Source organism: Clostridium sp. Marseille-P7770 (assembly GCF_902143525.1).
Classification (GTDB): Bacteria; Bacillota; Clostridia; order Lachnospirales; family Lachnospiraceae; genus Pilosibacter.
This window is the reverse complement of sequence record NZ_CABFVC010000004.1, coordinates 97,125-122,640: the sequence shown is the minus strand read 5'-3', so window position 1 is coordinate 122,640 and position 25,516 is coordinate 97,125. Positions and strand designations below refer to the sequence as shown.

20 protein-coding genes and 1 pseudogene are annotated in these 25,516 nt (G+C 49.9%); all 21 read left to right on the top strand.

Annotation, left to right across the window (positions count from 1 at the left end; genetic code table 11):
* Positions 1-108: 108 nt before the first annotated feature.
* The 21 genes and pseudogenes from FN001_RS10775 (at position 109) to FN001_RS10680 (ending at position 25,455) form a co-directional block, all read left to right on the top strand.
* Positions 109-5,127, top strand: coding sequence for a hypothetical protein (locus FN001_RS10775; protein WP_142411819.1), 5,019 nt, complete (start codon positions 109-111; stop codon positions 5,125-5,127).
* Between the two features lie 203 nt (positions 5,128-5,330).
* Positions 5,331-6,452 (top strand): annotated as a pseudogene (locus tag FN001_RS10770) (aldo/keto reductase).
* Positions 6,453-6,651: 199 nt separating this feature from the next.
* Positions 6,652-7,506, top strand: coding sequence for an energy-coupling factor transporter ATPase (locus FN001_RS10765; protein WP_117514829.1), 855 nt, complete (start codon positions 6,652-6,654; stop codon positions 7,504-7,506).
* 18 nt (positions 7,507-7,524) lie between these two features.
* Positions 7,525-8,517, top strand: coding sequence for an energy-coupling factor transporter ATPase (locus FN001_RS10760; RefSeq protein WP_142411818.1), 993 nt, complete (start codon positions 7,525-7,527; stop codon positions 8,515-8,517).
* Complete coding sequence (locus tag FN001_RS10755; RefSeq protein ID WP_142411817.1) at positions 8,511-9,311, top strand: energy-coupling factor transporter transmembrane component T family protein; 801 nt, start codon at positions 8,511-8,513, stop codon at positions 9,309-9,311. Before FN001_RS10760 ends, FN001_RS10755 begins: the two co-directional genes overlap by 7 nt.
* 192 nt (positions 9,312-9,503) lie before the next feature.
* The gene (gene truA / locus FN001_RS10750) at positions 9,504-10,538 is read left to right on the top strand and encodes a tRNA pseudouridine(38-40) synthase TruA (RefSeq protein ID WP_142411816.1); all 1,035 of its coding nucleotides are present in this window, start codon (positions 9,504-9,506) and stop codon (positions 10,536-10,538) included.
* Positions 10,535-11,950 (top strand): sodium:solute symporter family protein, encoded by a 1,416-nt coding sequence (locus tag FN001_RS10745; RefSeq protein WP_142411815.1) that lies wholly within the window; start codon positions 10,535-10,537, stop codon positions 11,948-11,950. Before truA ends, FN001_RS10745 begins: the two co-directional genes overlap by 4 nt.
* Complete coding sequence (locus tag FN001_RS10740) at positions 11,947-13,287, top strand: sensor histidine kinase (protein WP_142411814.1); 1,341 nt, start codon at positions 11,947-11,949, stop codon at positions 13,285-13,287. Before FN001_RS10745 ends, FN001_RS10740 begins: the two co-directional genes overlap by 4 nt.
* Complete coding sequence (locus tag FN001_RS10735) at positions 13,265-14,620, top strand: sigma-54-dependent transcriptional regulator (protein WP_142411813.1); 1,356 nt, start codon at positions 13,265-13,267, stop codon at positions 14,618-14,620. The genes FN001_RS10740 and FN001_RS10735 overlap by 23 nt, the downstream gene beginning before the upstream one ends.
* A 224-nt stretch (positions 14,621-14,844) precedes the next feature.
* A complete protein-coding gene (locus FN001_RS10730; RefSeq protein ID WP_015553385.1) occupies positions 14,845-16,056 on the top strand; it encodes an NRAMP family divalent metal transporter in 1,212 nt (403 codons plus the stop codon).
* Between the two features lie 88 nt (positions 16,057-16,144).
* The gene (locus FN001_RS10725) at positions 16,145-16,906 is read left to right on the top strand and encodes a LamB/YcsF family protein (RefSeq protein ID WP_118321747.1); all 762 of its coding nucleotides are present in this window, start codon (positions 16,145-16,147) and stop codon (positions 16,904-16,906) included.
* Between the two features lie 71 nt (positions 16,907-16,977).
* Positions 16,978-17,709, top strand: coding sequence for a 5-oxoprolinase subunit PxpB (gene pxpB, locus FN001_RS10720; RefSeq protein ID WP_142411812.1), 732 nt, complete (start codon positions 16,978-16,980; stop codon positions 17,707-17,709).
* Entirely contained in the window at positions 17,709-18,806 is a 1,098-nt protein-coding gene (locus FN001_RS10715; RefSeq protein ID WP_142411811.1) for a 5-oxoprolinase subunit C family protein, read from the top strand. Before pxpB ends, FN001_RS10715 begins: the two co-directional genes overlap by 1 nt.
* Positions 18,807-18,935: 129 nt before the next feature.
* Positions 18,936-19,757 carry a putative hydro-lyase gene (locus tag FN001_RS10710; protein WP_021905544.1) on the top strand — a complete coding sequence of 274 codons (822 nt, stop codon included), beginning with the start codon at positions 18,936-18,938 and terminating at the stop codon, positions 19,755-19,757.
* A 472-nt stretch (positions 19,758-20,229) separates the two neighbouring features.
* The gene (locus tag FN001_RS10705; RefSeq protein WP_142411810.1) at positions 20,230-21,576 is read left to right on the top strand and encodes an MATE family efflux transporter; all 1,347 of its coding nucleotides are present in this window, start codon (positions 20,230-20,232) and stop codon (positions 21,574-21,576) included.
* Positions 21,577-21,757: 181 nt separating this feature from the next.
* Positions 21,758-22,192, top strand: coding sequence for a 50S ribosomal protein L13 (gene rplM, locus FN001_RS10700; protein ID WP_015553390.1), 435 nt, complete (start codon positions 21,758-21,760; stop codon positions 22,190-22,192).
* 28 nt (positions 22,193-22,220) lie between these two features.
* Complete coding sequence (gene rpsI / locus FN001_RS10695) at positions 22,221-22,613, top strand: 30S ribosomal protein S9 (protein ID WP_021905542.1); 393 nt, start codon at positions 22,221-22,223, stop codon at positions 22,611-22,613.
* Positions 22,614-22,963: 350 nt separating this feature from the next.
* Positions 22,964-23,794 (top strand): phage antirepressor Ant, encoded by an 831-nt coding sequence (locus tag FN001_RS10690; protein WP_002576413.1) that lies wholly within the window; start codon positions 22,964-22,966, stop codon positions 23,792-23,794.
* Complete coding sequence (locus tag FN001_RS18120) at positions 23,791-23,958, top strand: hypothetical protein (RefSeq protein ID WP_185911899.1); 168 nt, start codon at positions 23,791-23,793, stop codon at positions 23,956-23,958. The genes FN001_RS10690 and FN001_RS18120 overlap by 4 nt, the downstream gene beginning before the upstream one ends.
* Positions 23,939-24,613 carry a helix-turn-helix domain-containing protein gene (locus FN001_RS10685; RefSeq protein WP_117526359.1) on the top strand — a complete coding sequence of 225 codons (675 nt, stop codon included), beginning with the start codon at positions 23,939-23,941 and terminating at the stop codon, positions 24,611-24,613. Before FN001_RS18120 ends, FN001_RS10685 begins: the two co-directional genes overlap by 20 nt.
* Positions 24,610-25,455, top strand: a complete 846-nt coding sequence (locus FN001_RS10680) for an ATP-binding protein (RefSeq protein ID WP_142411809.1) — start codon at positions 24,610-24,612, stop codon at positions 25,453-25,455. Before FN001_RS10685 ends, FN001_RS10680 begins: the two co-directional genes overlap by 4 nt.
* Positions 25,456-25,516: the final 61 nt, after the last annotated feature.

The window sequence follows — 25,516 nt, the reverse complement described above, 5'->3', positions numbered from 1 at the left end:
TAGTGTATCACAAGATGATATGATTTCTCAAGTGTGAAACACAAAAATGATACAGACAGAATCCATTGACAGAGAAGGAAGACCTGGAAGATACGGAGGGATATGTGTATGAAAAAAGATATGAAAAGGATCGCGGCCGCGGTAATGTCACTTTTGATGGCAGGAAATTTATGGGGAACATCCATACCGATGATGGCCTATGGAGATGTAATACCGGGGATCATTTATGCGGAAGATGGGGACGAATATGCAGTTTATACAGAATCAGATGCGGTCTATACGGAGTCAAATGCAGACAAAGCAGAACTCCCGGAGATCGGTGTGCAGGCGGGCGATGTAAATCAGGCGGCATTGTACGCGGGAAATAATATTGATATTTCATCACTCGATAATGATATGATTCAGGTGGACAGCAGCAATTTACAGGATTGGAACAATAAAACATTGACAGGAACCTGTAAAAGCAATGAACAGTATCTCTATGTAAGCGGAGTTGCTCTGGATCTTACGATCAGTGATCTCACAATCAACCGCCTCGGAAAGACAAATGGAGTTTACTGCGGAATTGAACTGGCGGATGGAGCGGTACTCAATCTTACTCTGAAGGGGAAAAATACCCTGACAGCGGCATTCAGTGGTGCCGGAATTTATGTACCAGAAGGATGTACTCTGGTGATTACTGAGAAGAGTACCGGATCGCTGACTGTTACAGGAGGCGACCAGTACGGCGGCGGAGCTGGAATCGGAGCCAAGGCCAGCGATATCAATCCAAATTATCAGCAGGAAAAAAATGAAACCGTGAAAGTCGGAAAAATTGTGATTACCGGAGGAACAGTGACGGCGAATGGCGGCAACTATAAATGGGCGACTTCAGATTTTTGCGGAGCAGCCGGAATCGGCGGATCTTTCGGCAAAAGTGGCGCCGAAATTGAAATTACAGGAGGAACCGTATTTGCGACAGGAGGAGCGGGTGCGGCTGGAATTGGCGGCGGCTCTGAAGGCAGCGCGGCATCTATCACGATCAGCGGAGGCACAGTTACAGCGGAGGCAAAGACTGCGAAAAAAATGACAGGAGAAGCAGTGGGCAAAAATGTAAATGGCGCCGCAATCGGAAATGGATACTGCGGTTATGCAAATGCGGAAGATATTCCGCCGTGCGGTACAATTTCCATCACGGGCGGAACGGTAATTGCAAAAGGAAACATTGGATATGGAGACTCCTATGGGGGACTCCGCCCGGAAAGCGGCGGCAGCGTGACGATATCCGGCGGATCTGTAGATGTGAGCGGTAAGATCGACGCAAATTCTGTGGATATCGATCAGGATCACATTCTTCGCCATTATTCATTAAAGCTGCTTATTTATGGAGAGATGGCAGCATCCGGAAATGCTGTAACCGGTACAGTAAAAATCGGAGAAGAAAATGAAAGACAGTATACAGATAATCAGGTACTTTTTACGGTACAGAACGGGAGAGCTTCCGCGTCGATCGATGTTGCGGCACATCTCTATGGAGAACAGCCGATAACGGTAACATTTAACGGAAATGCTTACGGAGATAAGACCGTTAATCTTGACACAGAGAGTGAAGTAATCTGGGGAATTAAACCGCAGCTTCAGCTGGAAGAACTTTCCGGATGCAGTTATACATATAATAATGGTTATCTGGTCATCAGCGGAACGGGATCTGCCACGGTGACCATGTCAGATGGAGCGGACACTGCGGATGATCAGATCCAGATTGCGGAAAATGCAGATGTGACACTGACCCTTCGGGATGTGACGATGGACTCCGGGGACAAGAACAGAAGCACACTTGTCGTGGGAGCAGGAGCAAAACTGAAAATTGTCCTTGAGGGAAGTAATAAGATGACGGCCAATGTGCAGTACGGATCTGTGGTGGATGCTGCAGGGGCTGATGTTACGATTCAGGGAACGGGAAGTTTGAATATAAAAAATAGTAAGAGTGGGGGAGGTTATACCAGAGGAGAATATAATTCAGGAATTACAGCAGATAGTTTATCTATAAAAGAAACCCCTGTGTTGTCAATAGATATAACGCAATATGGAATTGGACTGAGAAGTGATAGAATATTTATTGGGGGAGGAAAAATCCGGGCAAAATCCGGTTCTTATGGTACTACAGGAATGGGACAGGGGTTTTTAGCCGGCAGCGCTTCTTCTTTTAGTACCGTAACGATAACAGGTGGAACCATCTATGCAGAAGGTGGAAATACTAATATAAATGGCGGTGGAATCTCCAATTCACATACCCAGGCCGTGATTACCGGCGGCAATGTGAATATGAACAGATTGTATACGGATGGAGGAGGTGAGAAATTTAAACAGCCAAAGAATAATGCAGATACTCTGCTTTACTGCACTGCTATTACGGTAGGAGACGGCAAAAACTGCTCAAAAAATACCCAGGTACTGGGCCTGACCATTAAAAACGGTACTTCCTCATATGCATACGGCATCAATCAGATGTTTACCGATGAAGATGGAAAAATTTATCTGTGGCTGCCTGCCGGTTCCATCGTGAGTGAAGTCAAAACCATAAACGGAACCTACACTGGTTCCTGCACAACAAATACAGATACGACATCTAGGAGAACCGGGAATATCTGGGGAACGGCAGCGGCGACATTCTCCTTACAGGGGGATATGTTTTATCCTGTAGAGGATATTGAACTGGGAGAAATCAACAGACCGGGAGAATTTGATTTAACCAGTTTGACAACAATCAAGCCGGCAAATGCCACAGTGAAGTCGGTTAACTGGTCAATTGAGGATAATGGCAGATCTGTTGCGGAACTAAATGGAAGTACTTTAAAAGTAAAAAACAAAGGTACCTTTACTTTAAAGGCAGTGATTCCGGGCGGTAAAGGCAATAATCAGGATTTTGTCAGAACGTTCCAGATCAGTAGTGAGGATGCGGTCACGGAGCCGACAGCAGCTGAGATTTCTTACGGCAATCCGCTTTCCAGTGCTGTGTTGAGTGATGAAAACTGGCACTGGGCTGATGATACTGTGATTCCGACTGTAAAGAACAATGGTTATCCGGCATACATTTCTGTTGCGGCAGATATGGATTATACTGGAGTTGAGGGATATAATGCAGAGGATCATACAATTACGCGAGTGATTCCTGTAACGGTAAATAAAGCGGTTCCCACAGTTACGATACAGGTTCCATCGAAGGAGATGATCGTTGGGAAGAAGGAAAGAACGGTAGCAGTAACTGCTGAGGCTCACAATCCAAACAATGAGGCAGTAATGGATGTTCCTGAGATCAAGCTCTTTTATCAGATCGGCAGCAATGCGGAGACAGAATTTACAGAGTCAGGTTATTTTGTGGTTCCGGAAGGTACTGTGGCGGGAACAGTTATTACGGTGACTGCAAAAACGGATTCAGGTGATAATTATGAAAATGGCACTCAGGTATCGACGATTCAAGTGATTGCCTGCCCTCATACAGGTTCAAAAATGTTGATGCGTAATGAGAATGAACATTGGGAGTTCTGTGAAGACTGCGAGGAACAGATCAATCATGCTCCGCACAGCGGCGGAAATGCCACTTGTATTGCCAAAGCTGTGTGCAGTGTCTGCAGCACAGAATATGGTCTGTATGGAGATCATAGGATGACGAAAGTAGATGCATCGGCAGCTACCTGTACAGCAGCAGGAAATGTGGAGTATTGGCATTGTGAGATCTGCGGCAGAAATTTCAGGGATGAAAATGGTCGTACACTGATTTCTAATGTAGTGACAACTCCACTGAACCATGACTGGGGTGAGTGGACAAAACTTGATGAGACCCATCATCAGCGTATTTGTAAGAATGATTCCGATCATAAGGAAATCGAAGAACATGTGGAAGAAACAGCACCGACGTGTGAGACGCAGGCAGTCTGCTCGATCTGCCATGATGTCTACGGCAATATTTTAGGCCACGATTGGGGTGAGTGGACCGACACAGGGGATCTTTTGCAGCATACACGGGTATGCCGGAGAGATGAGAATCACACAGAAAGTGCTCCCCATGTCCCAGGAGATCAGGCCACATGCACGACTCCTCAGGTATGCCTGGAATGTGGAGCTGTCCTTGATCCGGTGAAAGGACATAGCTTTGGAGAATGGAAGACCACTATTTCCCCGACATGTACTGAAAAGGGCCAGGAACAGCGGAACTGCCTGAATTGTCAGCTCGTGGAGACACGGGATGCGGCTCCTTCCGGACATGACTGGGAGGATGATTATACGATCGACAAACAGCCTGCATGTACGGAAACGGGAAGCCGGTCCATTCATTGCAAAAATTGTGAAGCGATCAGGGATAGTGAGATACTTCCTGAGATGGGCCATAATTATGGCGCATGGATGTCTGATGGCAACGGAATGCATACGCGGATCTGTATGAATGACAGCAGTCATACGGAAACAGAAATGTGTTCCGGCGGTACGGCAACGTGTACTGCAGAGGCGATCTGTGCAGACTGCGGTGGATTTTATGGCGGTAAGGACAGCAGCAATCATGTCGGCGGTACAGAGGTGCGGGATCAGAGAGAGGCGACGACAGCAGCAGATGGGTATACAGGTGATACTTATTGCCTGGGCTGTGGAGAAAAGATTATGTCTGGAACTGTTATCCCGAAAAAAGTTGTCAGCGGTTCTTCTGACAGCAGCGATGATCATTCCACCAGCTCATCCGGCAAAAATGGTATTCCGAAGAAGCCAAAGTCCAATGCTGACAGCACAGAAACCGGAACATGGAAGAAAGATGCCAGAGGCTGGTGGTACCAGTACCCGGATTCTTCCTACGCAAAGGGCTGGAGGGGCACCAACGCAGCCGGAGAGACTTATCAGCAGATCAGCTGGAAGTTTATTAACGGAAAATGGTGGTGCTTCGATGCCGACGGTTATCTTGTGACCGGCTGGGTGTGGGATGTAAACGGTGCGGCATGGTACTATATCGACGAGAACGGAGGCATGAAGACCGGGTGGTTCAGGGAACGTGAGGACACTCCATGGTACTATCTGGACCCGAAGACCGGAGCAATGTTGAAAGATACCCATGTGGACGGCTATTATGTGGATAAGACCGGAAAGTGGGATGGAAAATAATATGAAATGAAGAATGGCATGCCAGGGTCAGAAAAGAGATCCGGCATGCCATTTTAAGTTCGGTTAGTTTACATAAAACTATTGACTTCGAGTTCACTCGAAGTGCTATACTAAATATAACATCCTGGGTCAGTATGCCAGCTGGGGGGAAAACAGGCTGGCGGAGAGACCTTTGGAGAAAAGAGAACAAGGAGGAAAATCAGATGAGTTATTTAGGACAGGACGTGAAAAAACTTGGTTTTGGCCTGATGCGTCTTCCGCAGAAGGACGGAGCTATCGACATCGAGCAGACGAAGCAGATGGTCGACATGTTCTTAGGTGCCGGTTTTACATATTTTGATACGGCATGGGCGTACGCCGGATCCGAGGCTGCAATCCGTCAGGCTCTTGTAGAGCGCTACCCGAGAGAGAGCTTTACTCTTGCGACAAAGAACGCCGCATGGATCAACTGCAAGACGAAAGAGGAAGCTTACGCGCAGTTCGATACATCCTTAAAGCAGACAGGTGCCGGATATTTCGATTTCTACCTGCTCCACAACCTCGGCGAGTCCAGAACGGAGTTCTTCGACCGCTTCGATATGTGAAACTGGGTACAGGAGAAGAAAAAAGCAGGTCTTATCAAGCATGTAGGCTTTTCTTTTCACTCCACACCGGAGGAACTGGAAGCAATCTTAACTGCACATCCGGAGATGGAATTTGTACAGCTCCAGATCAACTACGCTGACTGGGAGAACCCGGCGATCCAGTCAAAGGCATGTTATGAAGTCGCAAGAAAGCACGGCAAACCAGTCGTTATCATGGAGCCGGTTAAGGGCGGCATGTTAGCAAAGCCGCCGGAATCCGTAGCGAAGATCTTAAAAGAGGCAGAGCCGGATTCTTCCGTTGCATCCTGGGCAGTCCGCTTCGCGGCGAACCTCGAGGGCGTTATCACAGTTCTTTCTGGTATGAGCAATGTGGAGCAGATGCAGGATAACCTTTCCTACATGAAAGACTTCACAGGACTCAGCGAGAAGGAGAAAGAGACCTTAGACAAGGCACAGGAAGAGTTAAAGCGCATCCCGCTGATTCCGTGTACCACATGCAACTACTGCGCGAAAGTCTGTCCGAAGCAGATCGGTATCTCCGGTTCCTTCACCGCGCTGAACTACCTGACTCTCTACAAAGACAAAGGAATGGCCCAGCACCAGGAGAACTGGCTCGTAGGCGGCCACGGCAGAAAACGCGCCGACGAGTGCATCAAGTGCGGCAAGTGCGAGGCAGTATGTCCGCAGCATATTAAGATCCGTGAGAATCTTGAGACGGTTTGTGAGAAGCTGTTGAAGTAAAAATATTGTATATTGGGCGCTGGCCGGAACCTCAAAAAAGGGATTCCAGACAGCGCCTTTGTCTTGTACGCAAAAAAGCTTGACTTACCATAAGATATCAACTAAAATTTAGGAACGTGTAAACATTTGTCGCGGCAGCCTGAAGGTGTATGCGGCGCCGCAGTCACTTGAAGTTTATGAAAAACGAGAAAGGATTTCTATGGGAATCATTAAAGCAGTGAATCTGATTTTCGACTATATCAGGCACGATGAAGAGGAAGACAAGGATGAGGTCAGCCACGCGTTAAAGGGTGTCTCTCTGGATATCAAGGAAGGCGATTTCGTAGCGATTCTGGGACACAACGGATCCGGAAAATCCACATTCGCGAAGCTGATGAACGGAATCCTGCTTCCAACGGATGGAACAGTCTATATTTCCAAAATGAGGACGGACGACGAGGAACATCTCTGGGATGTCAGAAAGACGGCGGGAATGGTGTTCCAGAACCCGGACAACCAGATCATCGGAAATGTGGTGGAAGAGGATGTTGGATTCGGACCGGAGAACATGGGAGTTCCGACGGATGAGATCTGGGCACGGGTCGACAAGAGTCTCGAGGCGGTTGGCATGACGGCCTACAGACTCCAGTCTCCGAATAAGCTTTCCGGCGGACAGAAACAGCGCGTGGCCATCGCTGGCGTTATGGCGATGAAGCCCCGGTGTATCGTTCTGGACGAGCCGACAGCAATGTTAGACCCGAACGGACGCCGCGAGGTCATTAAAACGGTCCATGAACTGAACCGTCAGGAAGGGATCACGGTAGTTCTGATCACCCACTATATGGAAGAGGTCATCGACGCGGACCGCGTGGTCGTTATCGACGGTGGACATGTCGTGATGGACGGAACCCCGAAAGAGGTCTTTTCCAGAGTCAAGGAACTGAAAAAATACAGCCTTGATGTGCCGCAGGTAACGGAATTGGCAGATGAATTAAAGGAAGCCGGAATGGATCTTCCTTATGGAATTCTTTCCATCGACGAGCTTGTGGACGAACTTGTTCCGCTCTTAAAATAGTGGAGAAATGGTGGAAATATGGCAATCGAAATTAAACACTTGAATCATATATACGGGCAGGGAACGATCTTTGAGCAGTATGCCTTAAAGGATGTAAATCTCACGATCCATGACGGCGAGTTTATCGGTCTCATCGGACATACCGGATCCGGAAAATCAACCCTGACCCAGCATTTAAACGGACTTTTAAAGGCAACGAGCGGAGATATCCTTTATAACGGAGAGAGTATTTATAAAGAGGGATATTCCATGAAAGAGCTCCGCAGCCATGTGGGGCTGGTATTCCAGTATCCGGAGCACCAGCTGTTTGAGGTGGATGTATTCTCAGATGTCTGCTTTGGACCGAAGAATCTGGGACTCCCGAAGGAGGAGATTGAGAAGCGCGCGAAAGAGGCGCTTGACATGGTGGGACTCGATGAGAGTTTTTATAAGCAGTCCCCCTTCGACCTCTCCGGCGGTCAGAAGCGTCGAGTGGCTATCGCAGGCGTTCTGGCAATGAAACCGGAGGTCCTGATCTTAGATGAGCCGACAGCCGGCCTCGACCCGAAAGGACGCGATGACATTTTAGGACTCGTACAAAAGCTCCATAACGAGCAGGGGCTGACGATCATTCTCGTCTCCCACAGCATGGAGGACGTTGCGCGGTATGTATCCCGTCTTGTAGTCATGAATCACGGCGAGAAGGTCTTCGACGGAACCCCGAAGGAAGTATTCCGCCACTATAAGGAGCTGGAAGCTATCGGACTTGCGGCTCCGCAGATCACGTATGTGGTGCATAAACTGATCGATAAGGGGATCTCACTGGATCCGGATATCACGACAGTGGAAGAGGCGAAGAATGCGATCCTTAAGATCTGGCGCGAAAAGAATGGAAAAAGTTCCGGAAAGGCAGCTCAGGTAAGCGAAGCCGGAGCAGATTCCGGGAACGCAGGTCGTGGGAACGCCGCCGGAACAGCCTCTGGGAAGGCGGACAGCGCAGAAAAGATAGCCGGGGAGGAAAAGACATGTTAAGAGATATCACGCTTGGACAGTACTACCCGGTGGATTCCCTTCTTCACAGGCTGGATCCGCGAACAAAACTATTTGGAACGCTTGTATACATTGTGACATTATTTATTGCGGACAATATCTGGGCATACCTTGCGGCGACGATCTTTCTGATCACTGCCATCAAGCTCTCCAATGTCCCGGTAAAATTCATGGTGCGCGGCTTAAAGTCCATCATGTTCCTGCTTCTCCTCAGCGTCAGCTTTAACCTGTTCCTGACGCCGGGTACCCCGATCTTTAAGATCGGTTTCCTGCAGATGACCTGGGAAGGTCTCCGGTTTGCAGCATTTATGGCGATCCGTCTTGTTTACCTCGTTATGGGCTCCACAATTCTGACGCTCACAACGACACCGAACCAGCTGACAGACGGTCTGGAAAAGAGCCTTGGCTTTTTAAAGAAGGTCGGTGTTCCGGTCCATGAGGTGTCCATGATGATGTCTATCGCACTCCGGTTTATCCCGATCTTAATTGAGGAGACGGATAAGATCATGAAAGCGCAGATGGCGAGAGGTGCTGACTTCGAGAGCGGAAATCTGATCCAGAAGGCGAAATCCATGGTACCGCTTCTTGTACCGCTTTTTGTATCCGCATTCCGCCGTGCCACGGACCTTGCGATGGCCATGGAGGCGAGATGCTACCGTGGCGGCGAGGGCAGAACAAAGATGAAGCCGCTTAAGTACGCGAAGAGAGACCATATGGTTTATGGGGCGTATCTGGTGTATTTTGCGGTGGCAATTTTGCTTAAGGTCGTTTTGTAAAGAAATGAACGATTTCAGCCGGGAAAAAGTAATTTGATATCTAATTCTATCCGGAAAACCGGGCAGAACAGGATTCGGCTGGAAATGGCAGAAGATAATTTGCAGCTGTGAAGCTGCAAAATAGCTGCTGGATCTGTATAAAAGTAAATTTGCTCGGGGATCCCCGGGCAGCAGAAGGAAAACAATAAAGCTATGAGACGAATCAAACTGACGGTTGCCTACGACGGCACCGCATACAAAGGCTGGCAGCTTCAGCCCAACGGCGTTACCATAGAGGAGATGTTAAATAAGGCTCTTTCGGATCTTCTGAAAGAGCCTGTCTGCGTCATTGGGGCAAGCCGGACGGACTCCGGCGTCCATGCGCGCGGAAATGTGGCGGTCTTCGACACGGAGAGCCGGATCCCGGGAGATAAATTCTGTTACGCCATCAACCGCGGACTCCCGGAGGACATCCGTGTGGTGGAATCCGAGGAGGTTCCCCTGGACTGGCATCCAAGAAAGCAGAACTGTGTAAAGACTTACGAATATCAGATCTTAAACTGTAAGATCGAGATTCCGACAAGACGCCTCTACGCTCATTTCTGCTATTACCCGTTAAACGTGGAAAAAATGAACGAGGCCGCAAAATATCTCATCGGGGAACATGATTTCATCAGCTTCTGCGCCGCGAACCACCAGGCGGAGGAGACGGTCCGGACGATCTACGAGGCAGATGTCAGCAAAAATTCTGAGGACATCGTGACAATCCGGCTCCGCGGCAGCGGATTCCTCTACAATATGGTGCGGATCATCGCGGGAACTCTGTTGAAAGTCGGAACCGGCGAGTGGGAACCGGAACATGTGAAAGAGGTTCTGGAATCGAGAGACCGCAAAGAGGCAGGTCAGACCGCCCCGGCGAGAGGCCTGACGCTTGTGGGGATCGAGTACGAGAAAGAGATTCCGAAGGAGATCATCGGAAAGAATGAACACTGGGACGCGGTCCTGGACCAGACCAGCCTGGGATCCGACGGAGTTTCCCGCGTGCGGGTCAACTTCTCCGAACCCGAAGAACTCCCCCGCCTGATCCGCCGCATGGTGCACCAGGCGTACCGGAATGGGGCGAAGGAAGTTTTTGTCACGGTCCCGGATGGGTATGAGGTGTCGGAGACGGAAAGCTATGGATATTACCGACTCCGCAGGCTGGATGATGGCAGCTACGGAACGGAATATACGGGGAGAACACTATGAACCAGGTACTGATCCAGCTGATCTATTTTGTGATCTATTCCGTTGTGTTCCTCGTCATCGGAAAGCTCTCCTTTTCGGAAAGCGATTCTCTCTCCAAGTTTTTTGTCGGTGAGAGAAAAAATGACGAAAAACGCCTGTTTTTTACATTCGTCGGAACCTGGGTCTCTGCGGCGACGATCCTGGGATTTACTGGAAACGTATATCACAGCGGACTCTCCGTCATCGCGTCGTCGGTCATCCCGTGGTTTATCGGCGCAGGTCTCCTGTATCTGATGACGGACCGGCTTTACGAGAATGATGTCCTGTCGATCCCACAGCTGATCGGAAAAAAGCACCATTCAAAATTTCTGCAGACAGCATCGGCCATTTTTATGATCTGCGGCTATATTTTCTATCTGATGATTCAGATCAAGGGATTTGGCATCGCGGTATCCAGCCTGCTGAATATCAATTACAAGGTGGCTGTCTTTCTTGTCTATCTTTTTATCCTCTATTCGAGCTTCGGCGGCTTTAACTCCGTCACGAAGTCGGACTGCCTGAATCTGATCATGCTCTCTGTGAGCATAGGGGTTCTGTATCTGGTTATCGTAAAAAATGTTCCGGGACACTGGTTTTTGACGGATCAGACTGTGCATGAACTTATAAAGAGCAAGGGTGTCTTCGAAAATCAGACAGCAGAGATTGGAATCTTCGTATACATCTCCATGTTCTTCGGCTGGGGAATGGGACTGGCGTCGAATCCCCAGTATATGGTCAGGATCCTGGCAGCGAAGGATAAAAAGACCGCAAAGCATATGATCCTGCATGCACTGATATTCCTGTGCGTGCTGTACTTTGCACTGACCCAGATCGGTCTTGGACTGCGGATCCTCTTTCCGCAGCTGAAAAATTACTGCTCCGCGGATGACGTATTTATCTATGCAGTGGTCAATCTCATGAACACACCGTTCAGCGGTTTCTTTCTGATCAGCGTGATCGGCGCCTGTGTCTCAACGGCGAACTCCCAGCTTCACCTGATCGGCTGCATGCTGTCCTACGATGTGGCTGCCCAGATCATAAAAAAGAGGCTGTCGGAGGAACAGATCCTTACTCTGGCGCGTACATTTATCTTTCTGGGTGGTACGGCAGCGTTGCTTTTATCTGTAAATCCACCGGAAGATATGCTGTCCTTTGGAGCGGATATATGGGGATTATTCTCTGCGGCGCTGGCTCCGCTGATCTACGGTGGACTGTACTGGAAACGGAGAACGAAAGCCGGGGCGGTGGGAGCGTTCTTTACGGGACTTATCTGCTCTGTCCTGTTCTGGAAAATGGATCTCCAGATATACTGGGCATTTCCGGCAACACTGTGCGCGGCGGTGGTCTATGTTGTGATCCCGATGTTTGAGAAGAAAAGAGGGGCCAAAGAATGAGCGGAAAGAAAAAACAGCTGTTTCGATCATGGTTCTGCAGGATCGAGCATGAGGTCATGCTGCCGTTCATCACGGTAGGGATCCTGGTCATCTGTGCATTCTGCGCTATTTCGGTGTATAATGGATATACAGAAAAGCTTAAGGAAAGAAAAGAGTACGCGAGGACCACGATCCGCGGCATGGAGGCGGATATTTACTATCTGCAGGGAAAACTGAGTGAGGATGAGATCCGGCAGAAGTATAATTTCTATCATGATCCGGCGGTGCGGATCATGGCTGCCGACGGTACGGTCATCACAGGGGACGAGGAGATCCCGGACGGGAACATGGAACTCCTGTACGCGGACAGTGGAAATTTCCTGGGGTGGCGTCTGGAATACTGGATGGATAAAAAGTCATTCGAGAACGCGATCCTGGAAGAACAGAATTACGTCATTGTGGGCGCTGTGGCCAGTCTCCTGATCATCGTCCAGGTCAGCGTGTTCCTCGCCTGGAGTCTCACAAAACCGATCCGCAGCATGGGCGCGGCGTGTAAAAAGCTCGATGAGAACAAGGACGGGTTCCGGGAGTACAGCTTTCCGGAGACAGCGAGAAAGGACGAGATCGGCCAGCTGGCGAGAACTTTTGAGAATCTTCTGAAAAACCTTGATAATTACACAAAAATGGAGTATACGAGCCGGATGTCATCGGCGCTGGCCCACGAGATCAAAAATCCGCTGGCCGGGATCCGTTCCGGGATCCAGGTCCTGGGCGGACGGGCGGTGAAGGAGAATGAAAAGCTTCTCTGCGACAGCATGCTCCATGAGATCGACCGGGTGACTGGGCTGATCAATGACCTGTTTACGCTGTCGGTAAAGAAGGAAAACCACAGACATGTCTTTCCGGCGGATGCGGTGCTGCGGGAGGTGGCATCCATCTACGCGAAGGAGTGCGAACAGCAGAATGTCACGTTCGAGACAGACTGCGTGGCATGTGAGGTGTTTGCCGATGAGAATGAAATGCGCCAGATGCTGTACAATCTTCTGACGAACAGCATGCGGGCGGTCAGCCGGGACGGAACGGGGAAGATCTGTCTCTCAGTGTCTTCCGACGGAGGTATGACTACATTCTGCGTCTCCGACAATGGAAAAGGAATGAATGAAGAGGAACTGAAACGTGCAAGAGAACCGTTCTACACGAAGAGCATTAACGGCGTCGGGCTCGGTCTGGCGATCGTAAACCGGCTGATCGAGCAGAACCACGGCAAAATGGAAATGGAAAGCGCTCCGGGCTGCGGAACAACGGTGCGCCTGATTTTTGAAAGCAGGGATGAACATGAAAAAGGTACTGATCGTTGATGACGAATTTCTGATCCGGTTTACGCTGGAGGAAGGATTGAAGGACCGGGGATACGAGACCCAGTCGGCGGAAACGGTGAAGGACGCTCTCGAGAAGATGAAAACGTTCCATCCGCAGGTGATCCTCCTGGATAACCGCCTGCAGGACAGCCTCGGGATCGACGAGATCTCCACGTTCCGTTCCGCCGATGAGGAGGTCCAGGTGATCCTGATGACGGCGTACGGCTCTGTTGCCCAGGCGGTGGAGGCGACGAAGCGCGGTGCTTACGACTATATTTTAAAGCCCTTTGATATTGACGAGATCGACCGGATCGCCAGCCGCTGCATTGGCCAGATGCAGGATCGGGAATCCCTGGAGTTTCTAAAGGGAAAAACGCAGGAATTTATCGGAGTCGGCGACGCCGCGATGCGGATCCGGCGTCACATCGAACTTCTCGGAAAGAATTCCACGGTGAATGTTCTGATCCGGGGCGAGACCGGAACGGGAAAAGAGGTTGCGGCGTCCTTGATCCATGCCTGCAGCGAACGGAGGGACCACCTGATGGTCCGCATCAACTGCAGCGCAATTCCGGAACATCTGATGGAGAGCGAGCTATTTGGCTATGAGCGGGGGGCCTTTGCGGGCGCGATGAAGACGAAGAAAGGCCTGATCGAGCTGGCAGCAGGCGGAACCGTGTTCTTGGATGAGATCGGGGAACTCCCGCTGTCCATGCAGACAAAGATCCTCACATTCCTGGACCATAAGAAGTTCAAGCGTGTGGGTGGCCTGGAGGACATCGAGGTGGATGCCCGGGTGATCGCGGCGACAAACCGGAATCTGGAACACGCCGTAAAGCAGGGGGAATTCCGGGAAGACCTCTTTTACCGGATCAATGTCATGGAACTTGTGATCCCGCCGTTACGGGACCGGAGAGAGGACATTCCGGCGCTCTGCGATTATTACCTGAAATATTATAACGGCATGTTTGGAAAGAATATCACCCATGTGGATCCTGATTTTATGCGGGAGCTGCTTTTGTATGACTGGAAAGGGAATGTTCGGGAACTGAAAAATATTTTTGAGCGCTGCTTCTTATTCTGTCAGGGGGACGTGCTTGAAAAACATGTGGAATTAAAACGGATGGACTGGAAAGATGATACCCGGACAGGAGAACCGTTTGCGCTAAAGGATCTTCGGAAAGGACCGATCAGTCTCGATCAGGAGGTTTCCATGCTGGAACAGATCTACATGGACCAGGCGCTGAAGCTCTGCGGAAACAACGTGACAAAAGCGGCGGCCCTTTTGGGGATCACAAGATTCTCCATGAAGAGAAGACTTGATAAGGAAGACTGAAATCTTACGGCCCTCGCGGAAGGGCGCAGATCTGCTGAACAATTGAAAACGTGCAAAAATTCACATCGTGCGAAATCGCTCGCTGAAAATGAGCGGATTCGCACGATTTTTTTGAAAATTTCAAAAAGATTTCCAAAAACTGAAAAACATAGTTGAATATCACTAAAAAGTCAGATAAAATCAAGACATCAGTTGTAGAAAAGATACGAAAGGGGTACTCATTTATGGGGGAAAAGAAAAAACACAGCAACATGACGACCTTGATGGGAGCTGCGTTCCTGATGGCGACATCCGCGATCGGACCGGGCTTCCTGACACAGACTTCCACATTTACGGCTCAGTATAAAAGCATTTTCGCGCTGGTGATCATCTGCACGATCCTGCTGGATGTGACGACACAGTTGAATATCTGGTCGGTGATCGGTGTGTCCGGTATGCGCGGACAGGATATTGCAAATAAAGTCCTTCCGGGGCTCGGATACTTTATCGCGTTCATGGTTGCCCTCGGCGGTCTGGCATTCAACATTGGCAATGTCGGAGGCGGCGCCCTGGGACTCAACGTATTGTTCGGAATACCGACGACGGTTGGAACCTTTATCGCGGGAATCATCGGAATCCTGATCTTCCTCTCCAAGGACGCGAAGGCCAGCATGGATAAGCTGACAAAATACCTTGGAAGTATCATGATCATCGTAGTTCTCTATGTGGCGATCAAATCCAAACCTCCGGTAGGGGATGCTGTGAGCAGTATTTTCCACCCGGGCGATGTGGGTGCCCTTGTCCTTCCACTCATCACGCTTCTCGGAGGAAGCTGCGGCGGATATATCACATTCTCCGGTGCGCACCGTCTTCTTGACGCCGGATATTCCGGAAAGAAAGATCTTCCGCATGTACGCCAGTCTGTTTTAATGGGTGTCAGCGTTTCCGGAATCATGAGAATCCTGCTGTTCCTTGCAGTTCTCGGTGTCGTGACAGCAAACCCGGATGTGACACTCGACGCTTCAAATCCGGCAGCAGACGCGTTCCGTCTCGGAGCTGGCGTGATCGGATATAAGATCTTTGGTCTTGTCCTTTTCTTCGCCGCTACAACATCCGTCATCGGCGCGGCTTATACATCGGTTTCATTTTTAAAGACTCTTCATCCGTTTATCATGAAGAACGAAAAGTGGTTCGTGATCGGATTTATCACAGCATCCACACTGATCATGGCGATCCTTGGAAAGCCGGCAGCGCTCCTTGTACTTGCAGGCGCTTTAAACGGACTGATCCTTCCGCTGACACTCTTAACGATCCTTCTCGCGAGCAGAAACAAGAAGATCGTCGGCGAGGATTACAAGCATCCGACGATCCTCATCGTTTTAGGCGTATGCGTGGTACTGCTCACAGGATTCTCCGGAATCAAAGCTCTTCCGGGAATCTTAAAGATGTTCGGCTAATTATGTATTGAGATTGTGATGCAAGTCGTTTAAAATAGTAGATAGGAAATTTAGAAAATACCGGCAGGGAAAGCAAGGAGGAAATATTATGTACCGTGTAGATTTAAACAGTGACCTTGGAGAAAGCTTTGGAAATTATACGATCGGAATGGATGAGGAGATCTTAAAATACGTCTCCTCCGCAAACGTGGCATGTGGCTGGCACGCAGGTGACGCGATGGTGATGGAAAAGACCGTTGCTCTGGCGAAAGAGTTCGGAACAGCCGTCGGCGCACACCCGGGATTCCCGGACCTTGTGGGATTTGGACGCCGCAATATGGCAGTGACGCCGGATGAAGCGAAAGCTTATGTCTGCTACCAGCTGGGCGCTCTCATGGCGTTCTGTACCGCCCACGGCGTAAAGATCCAGCATGTAAAACCGCACGGCGCTCTTTACAATATGGCAGCTGTTGACGAGAAGTTAGCCATCGCGATGTGTGAGGCAGTTTATGAGGTAGATAAGGACATCATCTTCATGGGACTTGCAGGTTCCAAGATGATCACGGCAGCAGAAAAAGTCGGTCTCCGCGCTGCAAGTGAGGTCTTCGCTGACCGCGCTTACAACGATGACGGAACTCTCGTATCAAGAAAGCTTCCGGGTGCAGTGATCAAGGACAAAGACCTTGCGATCAAACGTGTGATCCGTATGGTAAAAGAAGGAAAAGTCGAGTCCATCAACGGAAACGATATCGCGATCAAGGCAGACTCTATCTGCGTTCACGGAGATAACCCAAAGGCATTGGAGTTCGTAAAGAATATCCGTGAGACACTGATCGCGGAAGGCGTCGAGATTAAAAATTTAAGTTTATAGGAAAAAGAGTGCAGCTGTTTGACATCTTACAAATGTCAAACAGCCGCAAATGTATAGAGAGGAGACTCGCTGTGGGAAATGTAAGATATCTGGTTTCCGGCGACTGTGCAGTCACCGTGGAATTTGGAAATGAGATCAGTCCGGAGATCAACCGGAAGATCCGCGCATTCAAGATCGCGTTAGAGAAAGAACAGATTGAGGGAATCGTCGAGACCGTACCGACCTACCGTTCCCTTCTTGTTGTATACAAGCCGGAAGTGATCCGGTTCTCAGCACTGACAGAAAAATTTGAGAAGATCCTGTCCTCCATGGGCAGCATCCAGATTCCGCCGCCAACGGTGATCGAGATCCCGGTGTTTTACGGCGGGGAGATGGGACCGGACCTTGCGAATGTGGCAGAGCATAACGGACTTACGGAAGAGGAAGTCGTAAAGATCCACTCCTCCGAAGAGTACCTGATCTACATGCTGGGATTTATCGCGGGATTCCCGTACCTCGGCGGCATGGACAAGCGTATCGCGACTCCGCGTTTGAAGAGTCCGCGCGTAAAGATCGAGGGCGGCTCCGTGGGAATCGCCGGAGAGCAGACTGGAATCTATCCGGTGGCATCCCCGGGCGGCTGGCAGCTCATCGGAAGAACTCCGTTAAAGCTGTATGATTCCGAGCGGGAAAAACCGGTACTCCTGGAGTCAGGACAGTACATTAAATTCCGACCGGTGACGGAGGAAGAGTACAAAGCCATCGAAAAACAGGTGGAGAACAATACATATCAGTATGTAGTATATGATAAGGAGGCGGAGTGATGGGCATTCAGATCATAAACGGCGGATTCCTGACAACGATTCAGGATATGGGACGTTACGGATATCAGGAGACTGGAATGTCCGTATCCGGTGTCATGGATACCAGGGCAGCGTCACTCGCCAATATTCTTGTTGGAAATGATACGGACGAGGCGGTCATCGAGATCACGATGATGGGGCCGACGATGAAATTTACAGAAGATGAGATCATTGCGGTGACAGGCGGCGATCTTGGAGCAAAGATCGACGGAAAGCCGGTGGAGAGATACCGCGCGGTTCTGGTAAAAGCGGGCCAGACGTTGAGCTTCATGGGCATGTACGGCGGAAGCCGTGCGTATATCGCTTTTGCGGGCGGACTTGATATCCCGGTTGTTATGGGAAGCAGATCCACGAACCTGAAATCAAAAGTTGGCGGATACGAGGGAAGAAAATTGGGAACCGGCGATGAGATCGCTTTCCGCGCTCCTGCATCCTGGCTCCCGCATATGGCCGAGCGTGTATACGGACTTCCGTCTTACGGTGCAAAGGAATGGACACTCAGAGTCGTTATGGGCCCGCAGGACGACTGTTTTACAGATAAGGGAATCAACACCTTCTTAAACAGCACCTACACGATCTCCAACGAGTACGACCGCATGGGCTGCCGCATGGAAGGCGATGTGATCGAGCATAAAAACGGCGGCGACATCATCACCGACGGCATCAGCTTCGGCGCTGTCCAGGTTCCGTCCCACGGAAATCCTATCGTCATGATGGCGGACCATCAGACCACAGGCGGCTACACGAAGATCGCCAATGTGATCTCTGTGGACCTTCCGGTGCTTGCCCAGTGCATGCCGGGAATGAAGATCCGGTTTAAGGAAGTCACGGTGGATGAGGCGCAGGAGCTCTACTGTAAGGAAAAAGAAGAGTTCAACGCGCTTGCGAAGAGACTGAATACCCCGGTGGAACCGGCGGACGATGAACAGGCTGTGGCGATCGCCGCGGCATCTGAGGCGAACAAGACCGCATGGGTAAAGGCGGGAACCTATAAGATCTCCGTAAATGGAAAAGAGTTTCTAGTGGAGCTTGAAAAAGAGGTTGTGAGATTCCGGTAAAAAATATGGGGATGCAGACCGGAAAATGACCTGATCGGCGAAGCGTTTCAGCAGAATGGGTCGAGGGAAACAGGAAACTTAAGATGCCGGAAACGAAAAGAACGGCATAGGAGAAAGGGGTAACGTAAAATGGGAGATTACAGAACGACAAGACCGGAAGAGATCTGGAAAAAGATCCGTGACGGTGAGATCACAGAACCGACGGCCGGAATGTGCGGGGGATACGCACAGGCAAACCTTGTGATCCTGCCGAAAAAATATGCGGAGGATTTTAAAAAGTTCGCGGAGCGCAATCCGAAACCGTGTCCGATCCTCGAGATCATGGATGGATCCCCGCTGGTTCATGATATGGGCGAGGGAGCGAATATCGTTACCGATATTCCGCGGTACTTTATCTATAAGAACGGCGTGAAGGTTGATGAAGTGACAGATGCCACCGAATACTGGCAGGATGATTTCGTTGGTTTTCTTATCGGCTGCAGCTTTTCCTTCGAGGAGGCGCTCTTACAGGCTGGAATCGACGTGCGTCACATCTCGATGGGAAGAAATGTCCCGATGTATAAGACGAATATCGAGTGCGAAAAAGCAGGAGTCTTCGAGGGTCCGTTGGTATGCAGCATGCGCCCGATGACGCCGGAGAACGCAAAGAAAGCGGCGGAGATCACGGAGAAGTTCCCGAATGTTCACGGTGGTCCTGTCCACATGGGCGATCCGGAAAAGATCGGCATCAAGGATATCGACCATCCGGACTATGGAGATCCAGTGGAGATCCGTGAGGGCGAGATCCCGGTATTCTGGGCCTGCGGCGTGACCCCACAGGCAGCCGTCGAGCGCGCGAAACCTCCGATCGTCATCACCCACGCTCCGGGTCATATGTTCATCACGAACGTGAAGAACGCGGAGTTAAATGATTATCTGGAGAAAAAGAAACAGGGTACGAAGTCGCTGTAAAACAGAAGGAATAGAAGCATCGCAGATGCGTGATCATCTGTCAGCATCGGACATGGCAGATTTTTCCGGACAGATGCGGAAATGAGAGGACCGGGCCCTCGAGAGAGAGAGGTTCGGGTCACCGGGCCTTCGGATCCTGGAGAGTTGACAGAATCCGAAATCTGTGTTATTCTACCAGACGTTAAAACTCGTGTGGATTTTTAAAGAAGAACTTTTTTCGCCACACAATCACCCAAAACTTTATGGGTGGTTGTGTGGCGTTTTTTTGTTTAACAGAAAATTCCGATAGAACTTCCTGCTAAACAAAAAGGAACTACGAGCTAATGATGTGTACTCGCGCGAAGATTCAGATTGTCGCAAGTGACTGCGCTCGGCGCGAGAATGTGTCGAGGCACATTCTTTTAATTGCTTATATCAACGAAGTTTTACATATGGAACTGTTACTTTAAAAATTATATGGGAGGTTATAATCATGAACGAAACTTTCATGAAGGAGAAGCCGGTCTTTCCGCTTCTCCTCGGAATGGGAATGCCCATGGTCTTGTCCATGCTGGTGAATTCCCTCTATAATATTGTAGACAGCTATTTTGTTGCCCGGATCAGCGAGAACGCCATGGAGGCGCTGTCCCTGGTGTTCCCGATCCAGAACTTTATCAACGCCATGGCCATCGGTTTCGGTGTGGGAATCAACGCGCTGATCGCCACGGCGAGAGGTGCCGGAAAAGAGGATGAGGCGCGCCGGGCGGCGACCCAGGGTGTTGTCCTGTCTGTGATTCACGGGATCATCCTCTCTGTGATCTGCATCGTTATCATGCCAAAATTCCTTGGAATGTTCACAGGCGATCAGGAGGTCATCCGGTACGGTGTGCGCTACGCATCCGTCGCATTCCTGTTTTCACCGATCATCATGGCAGGACTGGCCTTCGAAAAGATCTTTCAGGCAGTGGGGCGGATGAAGGTGTCCATGATTGCCCTGATTGGCGGCTGCATCACAAACATTATCCTGGATCCGATTTTAATCTTTGGACTGGCATTCTTTCCGAAAATGGGAATCTCCGGCGCGGCAATTGCCACAGGTGTGGGGCAGCTTATCTCGCTCGCAGTCTACCTTGCCTTCTATTTCCGAGGTCCGGTTCCGGTAAAACTGGAAGCAAGGTATAAGATTCCCGGTGGAAATACGATGAAGAAGCTCTACGGGATCGGGATCCCGGCAATCCTCAATCTGGCGCTGCCCTCCGTCATGATCTTTGTGTTAAATGGTCTGCTGGCGCAGTATTCCAGAAGCTATGTGGTAATTCTCGGAATCTATTATAAACTGCAGACCTTCCTCTATTTCCCGGCCAGCGGCATCATCCAGGGAATGCGGCCGGTGATCGGTTACAATTTCGGCGCCGGAGAGCGTGAGAGAGTCGGGAAGATCTATAAGATAACGTTAGCTATGGCCGGCGTAATCATGGCAGCAGGAACGGTGCTCTGCCTTACGATCTCCAACACGCTGATCGGTGCCTTTACCGACAACGCGGAGACCATCGCAGCAGGCGGCGCGGCCCTCCGGATCATCAGCGCCGGATTCATCGTCTCAACGGTCTCCGTAACAGCGTCTGGTGCCCTGGAGGGAATCGGCATGGGTGTCCAGTCCCTTGTGATCTCCCTGCTCCGCTATATCGTAGTTATCCTTCCGTCCGCCTTTATTCTCTGCCATCTGTTCGGCGGCGGCGCGGTCTGGAACGCGTTCTGGATCACGGAGTTTGCGGCAGCAGTTGTGGCTGAGATCGTGTATCGGGGAACGATTAAGCGGACCATGCCAAAACCACGATAAAATATAGGTTTTTCGGCAAAATTTAATCGAAATTTTGAAGAAAAATGGTTGACACACCCGGCCATGTATAATATAATGTATAACTGTGACATCGGTTGAAAATGCTGTAGCCAAAGCCCCGGAAACAGTATTTTACGATAAAGGAACATTGATTGATTTAGTACAAACAGGAGGTCAACCCATGAAGAGCTTTATGGCTAGTCCAGCAACAATTGAGAGAAAATGGTACGTAGTTGACGCTACAGGATATACATTAGGTCGTCTGACATCAGAAGTAGCAAAGATCTTAAGAGGAAAGAACAAACCGATCTACACTCCGCACATCGACTGCGGCGATTACGTGATCGTAACAAACGCTTCCAAGATTAAAGTTACAGGTAAGAAGTTAGACCAGAAGATCTACTACAGCCACTCCGACTATGTAGGCGGAATGAAAGAGACAACTTTAAGAGAAATGCTCGAGAAGAAGCCGGAGAAGGTTATCGAGTTAGCAGTTAAGGGAATGCTCCCGAAGGGACCTTTAGGAAGAAGCATGATCACAAAACTTCACGTTTACGCTGGCCCGGATCACGAGCAGGCAGCACAGAAGCCGGAAGTTTTAGAAATCAAATTTTAATTAGAGGTCTGAAAGGAGGAAATTCATAATGGCTAGCACAAAATATTACGGAACAGGCAGAAGAAAAAAATCTATCGCAAGAGTATATCTTGTACCGGGAACAGGTAAGATCACAATCAACAAGAGAGATATCGATGAGTATCTTGGTCTTGAGACATTAAAGCTCATCGTTCGTCAGCCGTTAGCAGCAACAGAGACAGCTGATAAGTTCGACGTTATCGTTAACGTTCGCGGCGGCGGAGTTTCCGGACAGGCAGGCGCTATCCGTCATGGTATCTCCAGAGCTCTGCTTCACGCAGACATCGAGTACCGTCCGGTATTAAAGAAAGCTGGTTTCTTAACAAGAGATCCGCGTATGAAAGAAAGAAAGAAATACGGCCTCAAAGCCGCTCGTCGCGCACCGCAGTTCAGCAAGCGATAATCGACAACTTCAAAATGCTAAAAAAGCCCGGAAATACGCTATTTTCCGGGCTTTTTCTATACCCAAAATTCTGCCTGGACTGTTCGGTTTTGATGGAATTTGAACGGAAATTTATGGGTTTATAGTGGTCAAATTACTGGTGGACAAGCCCATTTTGACCTCTTATGGGTTAAATTACTGGTGGACAATAGGAGCAAATGAAGTCCAATTTTGCCATCGACGGACGAACACATACTTGACTGATTTACATAGAGCCTTGGCTCATTCTTTGAAAACGAGAATGGGTCAAGGCTCTATTTTTTTTTTCGCCTGAAATCCGGCGAGACAAATTTGAGTAGGAGGTAACAGGTATGACGGATTTCAATCAGAAGACCCATGATACCGATGTGGGCAGTCATGGCGGACAGTCGAGGCAGATGATGGAGGTGTTTGAGAACCAGGAGTTTGGTTCGATCCGCGTGTTGCAGGAGGCGGGAAAGACATTCTTCTGTGCAAGTGACGTAGCGAAAGCATTGGGGTATGTGAATCCCTACGCCGCAGTGAAACGCCATTGCAGAGGCCCCCTAACGAAACGCGAGGGGGTCGTTCAGAAGGTGAATCAGTATGGGGATGCTGGAGAACAGGTCGTTGAAATCTCCTTTATCACAGAAGGCGATGTTTACCGGCTGATCGTTCACAGCAAGCTGCCATCGGCAGAACGGTTTGAACACTGGGTGTTTGATGAAGTTCTCCCTTCCATCCGCAAGCATGGTGTGTATATGAGCGATTCCATTTTGGATCAAGTGATTCAGCATCCGGAGGTCATCTACACCCTGGCGCAGGAGCTTGTAGCCGAGAGAGAGCAGCTTGAGGGTATCCGCAAACAGCTGGATGCAGCGCAGCCTAAGGCAGACTACTTCGATACCTTTGTGAATTCGGAGGATTGCACCTGCATCCGGAATTTCTGTAAGGAAATCGGAATCCCAGAGAAGACGGCAGTGGCTCTCTTGCTGGATCATCGCTATCTGTACCGCAGTCCAAGTGGCTGGCTGATGCCTTTTGCAGACAAATCTGCAAGGGGCTATTTTATTGTCCGGGATTGCTACGGCAGAAGCGGAAAACTGGTGCAGCAGACAAGAGTGACCTGCAAGGGAAAGAATCATCTCTTCAAGTTGTTTAAGAAATGGGGTGTGATCGAATGACGCTTTTTACAGAGGGAAGGCTTCAGGCGTTTGAACGCATGATGCAGGATACCGGCAAATACCATCGCCGGGAGGACAGCGAAGATCGTCCGCGCAAATGTCCGAAGAAAAAAGCGGAGCCTGCGAAAAAGGGTGGTGAGCACCATGCCGGTATTCAGGGTTGAGAAGAACAGCAATTACACAACGATGTGCAATTACCACCTGCGCGATCAGGGTCTCAGCCTGAAAGGGAAAGGACTTCTCTCTATGCTGCTCAGTTTGCCGGACACATGGAACTATTCGGTACGGGGGTTATCTTCGATTACGCCGGATGGCGTAGATGGGGTGCTTACGGCTCTAAAAGAGCTGGAGCGTCTTGGGTATCTGGAAAGAAACCAGCAGCGTGAGAGTAACGGTCGGATGGGCAGAGCGGAGTATGTGATTTATGAGATGCCAAGGAAAAAGCCGTGTTCGGAATCACCGTGTACGGAAAAGCCGTATACGGTAAATCCGGATACGGACACACCGGTTACGGAAAATCCCGCGCAATTAAGTACTAATAGAACAAGTACTGAAACAATCAATAAAAGAGAGAAGAAGGAAATCCAGCACCGGTATGGCTCATACGAAAATGTCCTTCTTTCTGACACGGAATACAGTAAGCTCCGGCAGGAGTTCCCAAGAGATTATCAGATGCGGGTTGAACGGCTCTCTGAGTATATGGCCTCCACCGGCAGGAGCTACAAAAATCACCTTGCCACAATCCGGAGCTGGGCAAAGAGAGAAAAGCCGAAGTATAACCCGGCAGACTACACATTTGAGGAAGGAGACAGCCTATGAGCGACATGGTGCCTGAAATTTTGAATGCGGCGTTGGATTCGCTCTTTACGCCGAAAGAACCCGGAGAGCGGGAATACCAGGGCGAGGACGGACTGCTGTATTGCCGGAATTGCCACACGCCGGTGCAGTGCAGGGTAAAGCTCTGGGGCAGAGACAAGATTGTTCCCTGCCTTTGCAGATGCCAGCAGGAAGCGATGGCGGAAAAGAAACGCCAGGATGAGCTGGTGGAGCGGCAGCGTAAAATCAGACAGCTGAAAGCAACGGGGATTCAGGAAAAGCATCTTCTGGAATGGAATTTTGCCGTTGCAGAAGACAACAAGGATATCCAGATGGCAAAACGCTATGTGGAGCAGTGGAAAAAGGTCAAGGCTGAAAACCTTGGCCTTTTGTTATGGGGAGATGTCGGCACTGGAAAGTCCTTTGTGGCGGCATGTATTGCCAATGCGCTGCTGGATCAGGGCATTCCGGTTTTGATGATGAACTTCTCCAAAATCCTGAACCAGATGGGTGCCATGTATTCGGAAGAGCGATACCGGTATATCGCTTCGTTTTCCAACTATTCTTTGTTGATTCTGGATGATCTGGGAATTGAGCGCAGCACCGAATATGCGCTGGAGCAGGTCTACGCAGTCATTGATGAGCGGTACAAGTCCGGGCTTCCGGTCGTTATCACAACCAATCTGAAGATTGCTGAAATCCGCAATCCGCAGGATGTGGCATACGCCCGGATTTACAGCAGGATTCTGGAAATGTGTACGCCGGTGCGAATCAGCGGAGAGGACCGCAGAAAGAGCATTGGAAAAGAAAAACAGCAGGTCGTTAAGGAGGTACTTGATCTATGAAGTGCAAGGCAAAAAAGGCGTTTTTCGCAGGTAAGAATGACATCTATCACCGCTGGAAGGA